This window comes from Bradyrhizobium sp. BR 10261, assembly GCF_019455395.1.
Classification (GTDB): domain Bacteria; phylum Pseudomonadota; class Alphaproteobacteria; order Rhizobiales; family Xanthobacteraceae; genus Bradyrhizobium; species Bradyrhizobium manausense.
In genome coordinates, this window is record NZ_JACOFQ010000013.1 from 1 (window position 1) to 13900 (window position 13900).

The 13900-nt window shown below is 63.7% G+C and carries 16 protein-coding genes and 1 tRNA gene; 8 read left to right on the forward strand and 9 right to left on the reverse strand.

Translation table 11 applies throughout. The features are described 5' to 3' along the window. Positions 1–124: 124 nt before the first annotated feature. Entirely contained in the window at positions 125–937 is an 813-nt protein-coding gene (locus tag HYH07_RS16900; protein WP_220003552.1) for an enoyl-CoA hydratase, read from the forward strand. Positions 938–1047: 110 nt separating this feature from the next. On the opposite strand, the gene HYH07_RS16905 is transcribed toward HYH07_RS16900, so the two are convergent. Next, a tRNA-Ala gene (locus HYH07_RS16905) sits at positions 1048–1123 on the reverse strand. Positions 1124–1308: 185 nt separating this feature from the next. Between HYH07_RS16905 and HYH07_RS16910 the strand changes: the two genes are divergently transcribed. The 3 genes from HYH07_RS16910 to folD are packed head-to-tail and all read left to right on the forward strand — an operon-like array spanning position 1309 to position 2852. Then, positions 1309–1599 (forward strand): YggT family protein, encoded by a 291-nt coding sequence (locus tag HYH07_RS16910; protein WP_057740594.1) that lies wholly within the window; start codon positions 1309–1311, stop codon positions 1597–1599. 22 nt (positions 1600–1621) lie between these two features. Next, a complete protein-coding gene (locus HYH07_RS16915; RefSeq protein WP_220003710.1) occupies positions 1622–1966 on the forward strand; it encodes a DUF167 domain-containing protein in 345 nt (114 codons plus the stop codon). Between the two features lies 1 nt (position 1967). Then, positions 1968–2852 carry a bifunctional methylenetetrahydrofolate dehydrogenase/methenyltetrahydrofolate cyclohydrolase FolD gene (folD, locus tag HYH07_RS16920; protein ID WP_220003553.1) on the forward strand — a complete coding sequence of 295 codons (885 nt, stop codon included), beginning with the start codon at positions 1968–1970 and terminating at the stop codon, positions 2850–2852. A gap of 109 nt (positions 2853–2961) precedes the next feature. Here the strand turns inward: folD and ppa are convergent, their stop codons facing one another. Further along, positions 2962–3498, reverse strand: coding sequence for an inorganic diphosphatase (gene ppa, locus HYH07_RS16925; protein WP_220003554.1), 537 nt, complete (start codon positions 3496–3498; stop codon positions 2962–2964). A 211-nt stretch (positions 3499–3709) separates the two neighbouring features. Further along, positions 3710–4219 carry a GNAT family N-acetyltransferase gene (locus HYH07_RS16930; protein ID WP_027555342.1) on the reverse strand — a complete coding sequence of 170 codons (510 nt, stop codon included), beginning with the start codon at positions 4217–4219 and terminating at the stop codon, positions 3710–3712. A 265-nt stretch (positions 4220–4484) separates the two neighbouring features. Between HYH07_RS16930 and HYH07_RS16935 the strand changes: the two genes are divergently transcribed. From HYH07_RS16935 to HYH07_RS16950, 4 genes are read left to right on the forward strand one after another with little or no spacing between them, the layout of a single operon-like run. After that, complete coding sequence (locus tag HYH07_RS16935; protein WP_220003555.1) at positions 4485–5381, forward strand: dienelactone hydrolase family protein; 897 nt, start codon at positions 4485–4487, stop codon at positions 5379–5381. Beyond that, entirely contained in the window at positions 5378–5845 is a 468-nt protein-coding gene (locus HYH07_RS16940) for a DUF2269 domain-containing protein (RefSeq protein WP_220003556.1), read from the forward strand. The genes HYH07_RS16935 and HYH07_RS16940 overlap by 4 nt, the downstream gene beginning before the upstream one ends. Positions 5846–5853: 8 nt before the next feature. Then, positions 5854–7173, forward strand: a complete 1320-nt coding sequence (locus HYH07_RS16945; protein WP_220003557.1) for an SDR family oxidoreductase — start codon at positions 5854–5856, stop codon at positions 7171–7173. Next, positions 7173–7580 carry a thiol-disulfide oxidoreductase DCC family protein gene (locus HYH07_RS16950; RefSeq protein ID WP_220003558.1) on the forward strand — a complete coding sequence of 136 codons (408 nt, stop codon included), beginning with the start codon at positions 7173–7175 and terminating at the stop codon, positions 7578–7580. Before HYH07_RS16945 ends, HYH07_RS16950 begins: the two co-directional genes overlap by 1 nt. A gap of 92 nt (positions 7581–7672) precedes the next feature. On the opposite strand, the gene HYH07_RS16955 is transcribed toward HYH07_RS16950, so the two are convergent. The 6 genes from HYH07_RS16955 to HYH07_RS16980 form a co-directional block, all read right to left on the reverse strand. After that, positions 7673–8917: an NAD(P)/FAD-dependent oxidoreductase gene (locus HYH07_RS16955; RefSeq protein ID WP_220003559.1), complete on the reverse strand. Its 1245-nt coding sequence runs from the start codon at positions 8915–8917 to the stop codon at positions 7673–7675. A 223-nt stretch (positions 8918–9140) separates the two neighbouring features. Further along, positions 9141–10967: a translational GTPase TypA gene (typA, locus tag HYH07_RS16960; RefSeq protein ID WP_220003560.1), complete on the reverse strand. Its 1827-nt coding sequence runs from the start codon at positions 10965–10967 to the stop codon at positions 9141–9143. A gap of 242 nt (positions 10968–11209) precedes the next feature. Further along, the gene (locus HYH07_RS16965; RefSeq protein ID WP_220003561.1) at positions 11210–11488 is read right to left on the reverse strand and encodes a hypothetical protein; all 279 of its coding nucleotides are present in this window, start codon (positions 11486–11488) and stop codon (positions 11210–11212) included. Positions 11489–11500: 12 nt separating this feature from the next. Next, positions 11501–11752, reverse strand: a complete 252-nt coding sequence (locus HYH07_RS16970) for a hypothetical protein (protein WP_220003562.1) — start codon at positions 11750–11752, stop codon at positions 11501–11503. After that, positions 11749–13194: a radical SAM protein gene (locus HYH07_RS16975; RefSeq protein ID WP_220003563.1), complete on the reverse strand. Its 1446-nt coding sequence runs from the start codon at positions 13192–13194 to the stop codon at positions 11749–11751. Before HYH07_RS16975 ends, HYH07_RS16970 begins: the two co-directional genes overlap by 4 nt. Continuing rightward, positions 13175–13891 (reverse strand): prolipoprotein diacylglyceryl transferase, encoded by a 717-nt coding sequence (locus HYH07_RS16980; RefSeq protein ID WP_220003564.1) that lies wholly within the window; start codon positions 13889–13891, stop codon positions 13175–13177. The genes HYH07_RS16975 and HYH07_RS16980 overlap by 20 nt, the downstream gene beginning before the upstream one ends. Positions 13892–13900: the final 9 nt, after the last annotated feature.

Sequence of the window (13900 nt, forward strand, 5' to 3'; positions counted from 1 at the left end):
GGTGCTGGCGCAAGCCGCCGAGTGATCGCGCCTTCACGCAAGCCCTCGCCTCATTCCTGACTATGCTAGGCTCGCTGCCGTTGAGCGCGCGCGAACGCGCGCCGGCCGACACAGGGAGAGCGCCATGGCCTATGAGCACATTCTCTATGAGGTGAGCGATAGAATCGCGACCATCACGCTCAATCGCCCTGATCGAATGAATGCGTGGACGCCGATCATGGAGCGCGACGTGCGCCATGCGATGGAAGCATCAAGTGCCGATGACAATGTCCGTGTCATCGTGCTGACCGGCGCGGGCCGCGCCTTCTGCGCCGGCGCCGACATGGATGCGCTGAAAGGGCTCGACCCCAACGATGTCAGGCGCGCTTCGAGCCTGCCGCCGTTCGACATGAACCGCCGGCCGGACTGGCAGACGCGCTACGGCTTCTATCCATCGATCGGCAAGCCTGTCATCGCGATGCTCAATGGCGCGACCGCCGGAATCGGCCTCGTCCATGCGCTGTATTGCGACCTGCGCTTTGCCGCGGACAATACGGTGTTCACGACCGCCTTTGCGCGGCGCGGCCTGATTGCCGAGCACGGCATCAGCTGGATGCTGCCGCGCATCGTCGGCCACGCCAATGCGATGGATCTCTTGCTCTCGGCGCGCCGCGTCTCGAGCGACGAGGCGCTGCGAATCGGTTTGGTCAACCGGCTCTGCGCGCCCGACAGGCTGCGCGAGGAAACCTACGCTTATGCCCGCGATCTCGCCGATTTCGTCTCGCCGAGCGCGATGGCCGTGATCAAGCGGCAGCTTTACGAGGTGCCGTTCCAGACCCTGGCCGAGGCAACGATCGAGGCCAACAGGGAGATGATGGTGGCGCTGAACGGCAGCGATTTCCGGGAGGGGGTGGCGAGCTTCATGGAGAAGCGGCCGCCAAGGTTTACGGGGAAGTAGGGGGTGTTTCTCAACCCGTCCGTCTTCGCCCTTTGGGCTTCGCCGGACACCACGCTTCGCCTTTCCGGCTCCGTCGTGGCTGCGCCACGCGTAGCCCGAAGGGCGAAGCGTGGTGGAGCCAGGCGGGATCGAACCGCCGACCTCGTCATTGCGAACGACGCGCTCTCCCAGCTGAGCTATGGCCCCTTTGCTGGCCGCTCTGGTGAACGCGGCCGACAACCGGGCGCCATTTAAGTCCCCGCCAAGGTCAAGTCAAGGACAGGTGTAAGGGGGTTTTAGCCATCCGGATGCCGACTTCCCTTGTTTGGGTCGGGGGGAACCGATATCTAGCCAAGATCACCCCCGCGGCAGGCCCAGAGAGTGTTTCGCTGATGCGTCCGATAGTCTTCATTCTGATCCAGATCATCAATCTCTACATCTATCTGCTGATCGCATCGGCAATCCTGTCCTGGTTGATCGCGTTCAACGTCGTGAATACTCGCAATCAGTTCGTTGGCGCGATCGCGGAATTTCTCTATCGGATTACCGAACCGGTCCTGGGGCCTATCAGGCGCCGGCTGCCCAGCATGGGCGGGCTCGACATCTCTCCGATCGTCGCCTTCTTCATCCTCTGGTTGATCCAGCTCTATCTCGCCGAATACGTTTATCCGAACGTACCCTAGGCGGTGGAACCGTGATGGAGCCCTGAGCGCCTTGACGGAACCCTGGCGCATCTCCACCACGGGCGTCAGCATCGCGCTGCGGGTGACGCCGCGCGGCGGACGTGATGGCGTCGACGGGATCGAGCTGCTTACCGACGGCCGCAGCGTGCTGAAGGTACGCGTGCGGGCCGTCGCCGATGGCGGCGAGGCCAATCGCGCCGTTCTGGCGCTGCTGGCGAAATCACTTCGTGTGCCCAAGGCCAGCGTCAGTCTCGTGTCGGGAGCGACGGCGCGGCTGAAGCAAGTCGCCATCGAAGGCGATCCGGCAAGGCTTGTCCAAGCGTTGCGCGAGCTCGCGCCAGTCAAATCGACAGACGAGGGGAACTGACATGACTGCCAGGATCATCGATGGAAAGATCATCGCCGCGGACCTTCGCGCCCGCGTCGCCGACGAGGTCGCCCGCGTCAGGCGGGAGCACAGTCTGGTGCCTGGCCTTGCCGTGGTCCTGGTCGGCAACGATCCCGCCAGCGAAGTCTATGTCCGCTCCAAGCATACGCAGACTCAAGCCGCGGGCATGGCCTCATTCGAGCACAAGCTGCCGGCAGATGTTTCGCAGGCGGAACTGCTGACCGTCGTCGCAAAGCTCAATCGCGATCCCGCCGTGCATGGCATCCTCGTGCAACTGCCGCTGCCCAAGGGCCTCGACACCGAGGCCGTGATCAATGCCATCGATCCCGCCAAGGATGTCGACGGCCTGCATCCGAACAATGCGGGTCGGCTCGCCGGCGGATTCCAGGCCCTGTCGCCCTGCACGCCGCTCGGCTGCATCATTCTGACCAAGAGCGTGCACGCTTCGCTCGAAGGCCTGAACGCCGTCGTGATCGGCCGCTCCAATCTGGTCGGCCGCCCGCTGGTGCAATTGCTGCTGAACGAGAACGCCACGGTGACGATCGCGCATTCGCGTTCGCGCGATCTGCCCGGCATCGTGAAGCGGGCCGACCTCGTCTATGCCGCGGTCGGCCGGCCCGAGATGGTGCGCGGCGATTGGCTGAAGCCGGGCGCGACCGTGATCGACATCGGCATCAACCGCATTCCGAAAGACGACGGCAAAACCCGTCTCGTCGGCGATGTCGCCTATCAGGAAGCGCTTGGCGTTGCCGGTGCGGTGACGCCGGTGCCGGGCGGCGTCGGCCAGATGACCGTCGCCTGCCTGCTCGTGAACACGCTGCGCGCGGCCTGCGCGATCGCAGGTTTGCCAAAGCCGGCGGTCTGAGCGGTGGCGTCGTTCCGGGGTGCACGAAGCGCGAACCATGGTGCGCAATTGCGCACCTGAGAACCTCGAGATTCCGGGTTCGTTGCTTTCGCATCGCCCGGAATGACGATCACCCCTTTTTCTTCTTCTCGCGCTCGATGCCTTCGAGGATCAGCTTCGCGGCTTCCTCGGGGCCGCCCCAGCGCAGGATCTTCACCCACTTGCCCTTCTCGAGATCCTTGTAGTGCTCGAAGAAGTGCTGGATCTGCTGCAGCGTGATGTCGGGCAGGTCGGAATACGACTTCACCTTGTCGTAGCGCTGCGTCAGCTTCGACGACGGTACCGCCAGAATCTTCTCATCGCCGCCGGCCTCGTCTTCCATGAACAGCACGCCGACCGGGCGTACGCTCATGACGGCGCCGGGAATGATGGCCCGGGTGTTGATGATCAAGACGTCGCAGGGGTCGCCGTCGTCGGACAGGGTGTGCGGGATGAAGCCGTAGTTACCGGGGTAACGCATCGGCGTGTACAGGAAGCGGTCGACCACGAGCGTGCCGGCTTCCTTGTCCATCTCGTATTTGATCGGTTCGCCGCCCACGGGGACTTCGATGACGACGTTGACGTCGTGGGGTACATTTTTTCCGATCGAGATAGCATCGATACGCATGAGGCAGGCTCCGTTGTCGCCGAGGTTAAATCGCGCCCGGCAGCGATTTCGGCGCTGTCATACGCGGGCTTGGCCCCTCGATCCATCGTGTTTTTGCGAAATAATGAATCCGGCGATCACCTGCGCAAACGCTGGCGGTATCGGCGGGTGGAGGGGCTGGCCGCCAAGATCTCAGCAGCTCAATTGGTCCAAACCTTGATTGGTCCAGATCTTAATTGGTCCAGGCGAAGGCTACCTTGTCGAGCGACTTCGGCCCGAACCGCTCCGAGGAGCGTGCCACCATGCGGCCGCCAAGGGCCCGGTAGAACTCGGTCGCCGGATCATTGTCCGACAGCGCCCACACCACCATGCTCTTCAGATTGCTCTGCATGAGATCGCGCCGGGCGGCGGCGAACAGACGGCGGCCGAAGCCGAGGCCCTGAAACTCCGGACGCAGGTACAGCTCATAGATCTCGCCGTCGAAATGCAGGCTGCGGGCGCGGTTACGGCCGTAATTCGCATAGCCCGCGATCTTGTCGCCGAACACCAGCACGCTGACGCGGCTGCCCTTGCGGATTGCGCTGTCCCACCATTGCGGACCGCGGCGGTTGATCAGCTTCTCGAGCTCGGCACCGGGAATGATGCCCTGATAGGCGGAGCGCCAGGCTTCGTCATGGGTGGACGCCACCGCAGTTGCATCTGCAGCTTTGGCCGGCCGAACCTCGATCAGGGTTGTGCTCATGAACGCGATCAAACCAAGTCGCCGCGCCGGCGGCAAGACCTATCGTTAATTATCGGTTAACCTGTGGACTTTCTGCATCAGTATTTTAACCATGTTGTGCCGAAAAAAGACAAGACGCCACTTCGATCGGCACCGGTGTGCCGCGCGTCGGTGCAAAACTGCCTTGCGGCAACGAATGAACGGCAACGGCAGCGCAGAAAGTCCGCCCCAAATGATTCGTTCCTACTAGTGTGCCGTCGCCGTCCGTGCTCGCTCCCGGCAACCCATGCGACTGTTCAACATCCTTGCGCGCCTGCCTCTGCTGGTTCTGCTGACTGCGTCGCCTGTGTGCGCGCAGGTCACGTTCGGGGCATCGGGCCCGGAGGGCGAGCCGTTTCGCCGCCAAGAATGGCGCGTGCCGTCACCGGATACCGATATTGCCGCGCGCGCGCTGCTATTTCGCCCCGCGGGCGCCGGCCCGTTCCGGCTTGCCGTGATCGCGCATGCCTCAACGCAGAACTTGCTCCGTCGTGCGCAAATGCCGCAGCCGGAATATCGTGCCCTCGCAGCGTTTTTCGTCGCGCGCGGCTTTGCAGTGCTGGTGCCGGAGCGCCTTGGGCATGGCGCGACCGGTGGCCGCTATGTCGAGGATCAAGGCGGCTGCGACGAAGCGGATTACGCGCGCGCCGGCCGCGCCACCGCGGCGGAAATTTCGCTCGCGCTGGACTATCTGCAAAAGCAGGATTTTATTCGCAAGGACGCCGCGGTCGTGATCGGGCATTCCGCCGGCGGCTGGGGCGCGCTGGCGCTTGCGGATGCCGATCCGAAAGCGATTGCCGCGATCATCGCCTTTGCACCCGGGCGCGGCGGTCATGCCAATGACGAACGCAACAAGATCTGTGCGCCGCATACTCTGCTCGCTGCGGCGGCTGAATTCGGCAAGACGGCGCGCATTCCCGTGATATCGCTGGTTGCAGCCAATGACAGCTATTTTGTGCCGGCATTTTCGAAGACACTGGCGGAGGCGTTTCGCAGCGGCGGCGGCAAGGATGATGTTCGCACGCTGCCATCGGTGGGCAGTGAAGGCCATTGGATGATCGAGACCGAGGCCGGTGTCCAAGCCGCAAGCAGCGAGCTCACGCGCGCGCTGAGCCCGCCAAAGCCGGTGGCGAAGAAGCCATGATGCTGTATTTCCTGGTCAAATATCTTCACATCCTCGGCGCCATCGTCATTCTTGGTACCGGAACCGGCATCGCCTTCTTCATGCTGATGGCGCACCGCACTGATCATCCGGAGTTCATCGCGCGTACGGCGTCGGTGGTGGTGATTGCGGACGCGATCTTCACGCTATCGGCGGTGATGCTGCAGCCAGTCACCGGCGGCCTGCTGATGATGCTCTCGTCCACGTCGATCATGGAGCGTTGGATCCTCGCCTCGCTCGTGCTCTATGCCATTGCAGGCCTGTTCTGGATTCCTGTCGTCTTCATGCAGATCGAGATGCGCGATCTCGCGCGCAAGGCCGCCGAGCAAAAAGCCGCGCTGCCGGAGCGTTACTTCGTCCTGTTTCGCCGCTGGTTCGCGTTCGGCTTTCCCGGCTTCGGCGCGACGATGGCGATCCTCTGGCTGATGATCGCAAAGCCGTTCTGAGGAATCCGATGAACCAGCGAACCATTTTGGCGCTCGGCGCCTCCGGCCTGATCGGCCGCTTTGTCACCGACGATCTGCGCGCGAGGGGTTTTCGCGTTGTCGGCGTCGCACGCAAGCTATCGCCGGCGCAGATGATGAGCGCGCTCGATATCGAGCTGCCGATCCTGTCACTCGATGCGCCCACGTTGACACGCCTGCTGAGCGAGCACGAAGTCGACGTCGTCGTGAACTGCCTCGGCGTGCTTCAGGACGGCCCCGGCAGCGACACCAATGCCGTGCATCGCGATTTTGTCGGGCGTCTGCTCCAAGCCACTGCCGATAGCGGTCGTGCGATCCGGCTGGTGCACATCTCGATTCCCGGCAACGCGGATGCTGATCGCACCGCCTTCGCCATGACCAAGCGCGAGGCCGAGCGGCTGATCGCGGCATCCGGCATTCCCCACGCCATCCTGCGGCCCGGCTTCGTCGTGGCGCCTTCAGCCTATGGTGGCAGCGCCATGCTGCGCGCGCTCGCCGCCTTCCCGTTCGATCTGCCGGAGAAGGAGATGGCGACGCCGTTCCAGCCCGTCGCGGTCGAGGATATCTCTGCGACCATCGCCTGGCTCGCCGCGCGTGAGATCGATGATGCCTCCGTGAAGGCCGTGGGTTGGGATCTCATGCAATCCGAGCCTGTTACGATGGCCGGTGTCGTCAAGCAGTTCCGCCGCGCATTCGGCACGGCCGGCTGGCCTGACATCGCGATGCCGTCCTTCATGCTCGACCTCGGCGCGAGACTGGGCGATCTCGCCGGCACGCTCGGCTGGATGCCGCCGCTGCGCTCCACCGCGATCGCCGAGCTTCGCCGCGGCGTGCGAGGCAATCCCTCGGCATGGATCACCGCCACCGGCATCGCGCCGAAGACGTTGGCGGATGCGATCGGTCGCCATCCCGCCACCATCCAGGACGTCTGGTTCGCGCGGCTGTTCCTGATCAAGGCGCTGATCATTGCGAGCCTGGTCGCGTTCTGGCTCGTCTCCGGCATCATCGCGCTGTTCGTCTCCTACCGCGCCGCGGCCGGTATCCTGACCGCGCACAACTTCCCGCCCGCGCTGGTCGATCCCGTCACGACAGGCACAAGCCTGATGGACATGAGCATCGGCGCGCTGATCGCCTTCCGCCGCACCGCTGCGATCGGCCTGGTTGCAGGCATCGTCGCCTCGCTCGGCTACATGTTCGGCGCCGCGATCCTGACGCCCGATCTCTGGATCGAGCCGCTCGGCGCGCTGGTGAAGACCGGGCCGGCGATCGTGCTGATGGTGGTCGCGCTGCTCATGCTGGATAATCGCTGATGTCAAAATGGCCCGACGACGACGTGATCCTGTTCGACGGTGTCTGCATCTTTTGCTCGCGCTGGGTCCGCTTCGTCGCTAAGCGCGACACGGCGAAGCGCTTTCGCTTCACGCCGATCCAGTCGGATTACGGGGCGCGATTGGCGCGCACGTTCGGCATTGACCCTGAAGATCCCGACACCAACGCGGTCGTCCACGGCGGCGAGGCGCTCTTGAAGTCCGATGCCGCGCTGACGGTGCTGTCGCAACTTCCGGGCTGGACCTGGGTGCGCGCACTCTTCGCCGTCCCAAAGCCGCTACGCGACCCCATCTACAGCCTCATCGCGCGCAATCGCTATCGCATCTTCGGCAAGTATGATGCGTGCTTCGTGCCGGATGCTGATTTGCGCACGCGGGTGATCGAGTGACTCGTCCTTGCGAGCGCAGCGAAGCAATCCAGAATCTTGCCGCGGCGGCAGTCTGGATTGCTTCGCTGCGCTCGCAAGGACGGCGTGTGAGGCTAGCGTTTGCTCCGAGCCGCCAGCACCTCCTTCGCCGCCCGCTCCCCGCTATCCCGCGCCCCATGCGCCGTCGTGAAGAACGTTGGCGACGTTGCTTCGCCCGCAAAGAACAGCCGTCCATCCACCGGCGCCGCGAGCACGGCGCGATCGCCGGCATGCCCGGGCAATGCGTGCGAATACGACCCCCGCGCCAACGGGTCGCGCCCCCAGCGCGACTCGTACAGCGGCTTCAGCTTGCGGCGGATGTCGTTGCCGAGAAAACCTGCGATCTCGTCGATGCTGTGCGCCGCGATGGCACCGTCGCCGGCATCTTCCAGCGCACGGGCAAAGCTGCCGCCGAAAAAGCCTTCGATGCAGGGCTGGCCGAACGGGCGGATGTGATAGGTGCCCATCTCGGTGCGCATGGTGGCGCCGCGCAAGTTTCCTTCTTTCGGAAATGCTTCGGCGCCGTCGAGCGCGAGCGTGACCTTGTCGTCGACGCCGAGCGGCAGGCCGGCTGCGGCATCGACCTTGGTTGGTAATGGCGGAGAGAAGCGGATCGCCTCGTCAGCGATCAGATTGCTCGGCACGGTGACGATCACCTTGTCGGCGGTCAGCGTGCCCTGTGATGTCTCGATGCGGACGCGCCTGTTCGAGTGATCGATCAGCGTGACGTTGCAGTTCAGCGCCACCGGGCAGGGCGCGCCATAGGCCGCGATGAGTGCGCCATAGCCGCGGCGGACGCGCCAGTTGAGCTCGCTGTCCTCATAGGCGTCCCAGTCGAGCGTCGACATGTCCTTGAGTTCGCAGCCGTTGATATAGGTCGAGATCGCGTCGATCATTGGGTTCCAGCGATTGCCAGGCTCGAGGCTCAGGCTCGCCGGCTCGTCCTTGCCCTTTTGTGCGGCCTGCCAAAGCCGATCGTAGAACGCGTCCATCGCGCGCATGAAATCGTCGCGCAGGCTTTGCGGAAACGCATTGCCATAGGCGCGCTCGCGCCAGGGCGGCAGGTCCTTGTTGAGCTCGAAGCCGAGCGTTCGCGCAATCGGCACGAAGGAGTTCTTGTCGGCGGAATGCAGCCAGCCGCAGCCGACGTCGAAGGTTACTTCAGGCGAAGCCTGTACAGTCCAGGCGCGGCCGCCGAGCCTGTTGCGCGCCTCCAGCACGATCACGGAGAGACCGGAGCCACCAAGCGCATGCGCCGCGCCGAGGCCGGCTGCACCGGCCCCGATGATGGCGACATCGACGGAGGAGGGGAAGGACATGGATGGGCTCTAGCACGTCTCCGATACGCGCTAAAGGCACCACAAAGTGGCGTTTCGTAGGGTGGGCAAAGGCGCTCTTGCGCCGTGCCCACCATTCTCAACTGTCATCGCCCGCGCAGGCGGGCGATCCAGTATCCAGAGGCAGGTGTTGTAGAGCCGAGAAGCCGCGGCGTACTGGATTCCCCGCTTTCGCGGGGAATGACACCGAGCGAGAAAGGTACCCTTACGCCACCGCTTCCTTGGCCTTTTCCGCGCGCTTGCGCTCGTTCGGATCGAGATGCTTCTTGCGCAGGCGGATCGACTTCGGGGTGACCTCGACGAGCTCGTCGTCCTCGATATAGGCGAGCGCCTTTTCCAGTGTCATACGGATCGGCGGGGTCAGGCGCACGGCTTCGTCCTTCGAGGTCGTGCGGATATTGGTGAGCTGCTTGCCCTTGAGCACGTTGATCTCGAGATCGTTGTCGCGGGTGTGCTCGCCGACGATCATGCCCTTGTAGACCTTCCAGCCAGGCTCGATCATCATCGGGCCGCGGTCTTCCAGCTTGAACATGGCATAGGCCACCGCCTCACCCTGGTCGTTGGAGATCAGGACGCCGTTGCGGCGGCCCTGGATCTCGCCCTTGTACGGCGCATAGCCGTGGAACAGGCGGTTCATGATCGCGGTGCCGCGGGTGTCGGTGAGCAGTTCGCCCTGGTAGCCGATCAGGCCGCGGGTCGGCGCGTAGAACACCAGGCGCTGGCGGTTGCCGCCCGATGGCTTCATCTCGATCAGCTCGGATTTGCGCTCGCTCATCTTCTGCACGACGACGCCGGAATGCTCCTCGTCGACGTCGATCACGACCTCCTCGATCGGCTCCAGGGCGCCGCCGGTGGCTTCGTCCTTCTGGAACACGACGCGCGGACGCGACACCGAGAGCTCAAAGCCCTCGCGGCGCATGGTCTCGATCAGGATCGCGAGCTGCAATTCGCCGCGCCCCGAGACTTCCATCGCATCCTTGTCGGCGGATTCGACGACGCGCAATGCGACATTGCCTTCGGCTTCACGCAGCAGACGATCGCGGATCATGCGGCTCGTCACCTTGTCGCCCTCGGTGCCGGCGAGCGGGGAGTTGTTGACGATGAACGACATCGACACGGTCGGCGGATCGATCGGCTGGGCCGGCAGCGGCACCTCGACGGTGGGATCGCAGAAGGTGTCGGCGACGGTGCCCTTGGTCAGGCCCGCAATCGCGACGATGTCGCCGGCTTCGGCTTCATCGAGCGGCGTGCGCTCGAGACCGCGGAAGGCGAGGATCTTGGTGATGCGGCCGGTCTCGACCAGCTTGCCGTCGGCGTGAAGCACCTTGACCTGCTGGTTCGGCTTCAGCACGCCCGACGAGATGCGGCCGGTGATGATGCGGCCGAGATAGGGATTGGCCTCGAGGATGGTGCCGATCATGCGGAACGGGCCTTCCTCGACCTTCGGCGGCGCGACGTGGCGCAGCACCAGGTCGAACAGCGGCTCCATGCCCTTGTCCTGCGGACCCTCCGGGCTCTCGGCCATCCAGCCCTGCTTGGCCGATCCATAAAGGATCGGGAAGTCGAGCTGCTCCTCGCTGGCGTCGAGCGCCGCGAACAGGTCGAACACCTCGTTGATGACTTCGGTCGGGCGCGCGTCGGGGCGGTCGACCTTGTTGATGACGACGATCGGCTTGAGGCCGACCTTGAGCGCCTTGGAGACCACAAACTTGGTCTGCGGCAGCGGCCCTTCGGCGGCGTCGACCAGCACCAGGGCGCCGTCCACCATGTTCAGGATGCGCTCGACCTCACCGCCGAAATCGGCGTGGCCTGGCGTGTCGACGATGTTGATGCGGGTGTCCTTCCACTGCACCGAAGCGGCCTTGGCCAGAATGGTGATGCCGCGCTCGCGCTCCAGATCGTTGGAGTCCATGGCGCGATCCGTCACCTTTTGGTTCTCGCGGAACGTGCCGGATTGCTGGAGGAGCTTGTCGACCAGGGTCGTCTTGCCGTGGTCGACGTGGGCGATGATGGCGACGTTACGAAGATTCATGAGTGAGCTTCTTTGCGGTCGGACAATGGGTTAAGCGCGATCTCGCCGGTCAGACCGGGACCTCTTCGCGGGAACAACGCTGGAAACGTGGAAAACGGGGCCTGCTTCGCCCAAAAAAGGAAACCCGGCCATGTCGATCGGGTACCCCGTGCGTTTGCGGCGCAATATATGCAAAAACCGCCAAAAAACAATGCGTTCTTTGCCGGTTGGTTGACTGAATTTTGTCCGGGAATTCCCGGGACTTAAGGTCGGGTTGCGGGATCGGTGGGAGCTTTTCGCCCCTTGATGGCCAGCCCGATCAGTGCGGCTCCTCCGATGGCGATGAGCAGTCCCAAAGAGACCAGCGGTGCGACGTCCGAGTCGATCTTTCCGCCTTCCACCAGGGACATCCCGCCGAACAGCAGTGCGCAGAGCCCCGGTAGCAGCATGATGACGCCGAGGACGGCCATGAGCGCGGTCAGGCAGCCGCTGCGCTGCGGGGGAGGCGAACGGGGCGGGGGCGGGGGGTCGATGGTGCTCATCGTGATGCCACGCTACTGACGGGGCTTGGGTGGGGTCGCCACGCGAATGAAGAGGAAGATCGCAGTTCCGATCAGGACCAATCCAATCAGGACAAATGCGCCGCCTTGGCCGGCGAATGCCATGAAGCACAGGCCGGGGAAAAGCAGCACGATGCCGGTAACCACCATGAAAGCGGTCAGGCACCCGTCGCGCTGTGGCGGCGCTGTCGAAGGTGTGTCCTCTTGAGGGGGCAGTGTCGGAGGAGTTATGCCGGTATCGCTCATCGTGGCACCTCCTCGCCTTGGCGTGCCTCGCGATAGGTCTGGCCCGCCAATGCGGCGCGGATGCCGTCGATCTTGCCGTTCCGGTAGAACAGGTTGTAGGTATCGAACGGGATGATCGCGCCGCTTTCAGTGACGAAATGGATGCAGCTGCGCTTGACGTTGCCGACGCAGAAATTGAAGCGATCGAGAAACTGCACGATAGTGACGCGGAATACGTTCTCGTAAGAAAGCCCTTGCGGCACCTCGAAGCTGGGCAGACAGCACAGCAATTCGCAGACGCGCTCGGAGGTGTTGAGCGGACCTGATGACAGCGAGAACAGATCGACGAACTTCTCCCGTAGCATCGGATATTTTTCCGGGCTGATGGTGTTGGGCATCACCGCAATGAGCTGCTCCTGCGGAATCAGCGACGTCAGGGGAAGCACCTTCGCGCCATTGCGCAAGCCGTAGCCGATCGAGATGCTTTCGGGGTTGCAGGGCAGCGGGATCATGTCCTTGTCGCCGAACACGCCGGTCTCGATGACGCGGTTGCGAATCTCCGACAGCATGATGCGGTCGGTATTCTTGTCGAAGCTTTCGTTGCGGCCGGCATCCTGCACCGGCTGCAGCGTGACACCCCGAACGCACTTCCAGGTCAGCGCATGGCGAACGATGTCGCCGATCTCGGCATCGTTGATGCCGCGCTTGATGGTCGCCACCAGCGTGGTCGAAACACCGAAATGCTCGAGATTTTCCAGGGCCTGCTGGCGGATCTTGCGCAAATCCGCGCCGCGCAGATTGATCAATGGATCGCGCCGTAGCGAATCGAACTGGAGATAGACCTCCAGCCCGCGCTTGTTCTCGGCGAGCCGTGCCACGAAATCCTTTTCGCGGGCGATGCGCAGGCCGTTGGTATTGATCATGACATGGCGGATCGGGCGGGCGCGCACGGCGTCCAGGATCTCGAAGAAGTCCGGGTGCAATGTCGGCTCGCCGCCGGAAATCTGCACGAGGTCGGGTTCGCCCTCGCTGGCAACCAGCGCGTCGAGCATCTTCTCGACCGTCGCGAGCGGGGTGAATCTGGTTCGTGTGGGCGCCGATTCGGCGAAGCAGACCGGGCAGGTGAGATTGCAGTGCTCGGTGATCTCGATCAGCGCCAGGCAGGAATGCTGCTCGTGGTCGGAGCAGAGGCCGCAATCATAAGGACAGCCGAATTCGGTGCGGTGCTGAAATTGCAGGGGCCGGTCGCCCGGCTTGATGAAATCCTTGCACAGACGCCAATAGGCCGCGTCGGTGGAAACGAGCGTCGACTGGACGCCGTGCTCCCGGCAGCGCTTCTCGTACCAGACCTCGTTGTCGAGAATCTGGATCTTGGTCGGCACCAGCTTCAGGCAGATTTCACAAAGGGACTGGGTCTGGCCCCAGAAGATGTAGGGGCGCGACTTACGCAACGGCGCGTTCATGTAGCGGTCTCGCTTTGGGCGCCGTCGCCAGCATGATTGCGGCGTAGAGCAGAATCGACAGCGACAGCAGGTGAAACAGTGTAAGGGAGCCGATCAGCGTGGCGTAGGGCTTGAGGAATTCCCAGAGGAAGCGCTGCGCTCCATAGAAGAGCAGAACCAGGTAGAGACCATTGGTGATCGCGTACGCGTTCCGGTTCAAGACCGCCAGCACATAGAGCAGCGCGAACACACCCATCGCGGCGCTCTCGTAGAGCTGCACGGGGTGGCGGAGAATGCCGTCGCCGAAATCGTGGCCCCAGGGCAATGCTGTCGGCGTGCCGTAGGTGAAATCGTCGAGGCCTGCAAAATAGCAGCCGAGCCGCCCGATTGCGATGCCGAGAGCCAGCGGCAGTGCAAACCGTGCGCCGGTGCGCACGCCGATCCCCGTGGACCATTTGTAGAGCTCGACGGCTGCGATGCCGCCGGCGAGGGCGCCCTCGACCGATCGCGCAATGCCGCTCTCGCCCGACAGCCACAGATTGGCGGACCCGAACAGATAGGCGCCGAGGCCGGCCCCGAACATCAGCGCGGCGACATAAGGCAGCGCGAAGGATTGCGCCGGAAACCGCAAGCCTTGTCGCGACAGCCAGTAGACTGCCGCGCCCGCCGCCAGCCACGCCGCAACATCGAAGACAGTGTGAAGAAGGGCCCCGCTCATGCAGGGTCA

Bases quoted from the DNA above. Each gene is read 5' to 3' on its own strand.
- HYH07_RS16900 (WP_220003552.1), top strand. From the start codon at position 125: ATGGCCTATGAGCACATTCTCTATGAGGTGAGCGATAGAATCGCGACC.
- HYH07_RS16910 (WP_057740594.1), top strand. From the start codon at position 1,309: ATGCGTCCGATAGTCTTCATTCTGATCCAGATCATCAATCTCTACATC.
- folD (WP_220003553.1), top strand. From the start codon at position 1,968: ATGACTGCCAGGATCATCGATGGAAAGATCATCGCCGCGGACCTTCGC.
- ppa (WP_220003554.1), bottom strand. From the start codon at position 3,498: ATGCGTATCGATGCTATCTCGATCGGAAAAAATGTACCCCACGACGTC.
- HYH07_RS16930 (WP_027555342.1), bottom strand. From the start codon at position 4,219: ATGAGCACAACCCTGATCGAGGTTCGGCCGGCCAAAGCTGCAGATGCA.
- HYH07_RS16935 (WP_220003555.1), top strand. From the start codon at position 4,485: ATGCGACTGTTCAACATCCTTGCGCGCCTGCCTCTGCTGGTTCTGCTG.
- HYH07_RS16940 (WP_220003556.1), top strand. From the start codon at position 5,378: ATGATGCTGTATTTCCTGGTCAAATATCTTCACATCCTCGGCGCCATC.
- HYH07_RS16945 (WP_220003557.1), top strand. From the start codon at position 5,854: ATGAACCAGCGAACCATTTTGGCGCTCGGCGCCTCCGGCCTGATCGGC.
- HYH07_RS16950 (WP_220003558.1), top strand. From the start codon at position 7,173: ATGTCAAAATGGCCCGACGACGACGTGATCCTGTTCGACGGTGTCTGC.
- HYH07_RS16955 (WP_220003559.1), bottom strand. From the start codon at position 8,917: ATGTCCTTCCCCTCCTCCGTCGATGTCGCCATCATCGGGGCCGGTGCA.
- typA (WP_220003560.1), bottom strand. From the start codon at position 10,967: ATGAATCTTCGTAACGTCGCCATCATCGCCCACGTCGACCACGGCAAG.
- HYH07_RS16965 (WP_220003561.1), bottom strand. From the start codon at position 11,488: ATGAGCACCATCGACCCCCCGCCCCCGCCCCGTTCGCCTCCCCCGCAG.
- HYH07_RS16970 (WP_220003562.1), bottom strand. From the start codon at position 11,752: ATGAGCGATACCGGCATAACTCCTCCGACACTGCCCCCTCAAGAGGAC.
- HYH07_RS16975 (WP_220003563.1), bottom strand. From the start codon at position 13,194: ATGAACGCGCCGTTGCGTAAGTCGCGCCCCTACATCTTCTGGGGCCAG.
- HYH07_RS16980 (WP_220003564.1), bottom strand. From the start codon at position 13,891: ATGAGCGGGGCCCTTCTTCACACTGTCTTCGATGTTGCGGCGTGGCTG.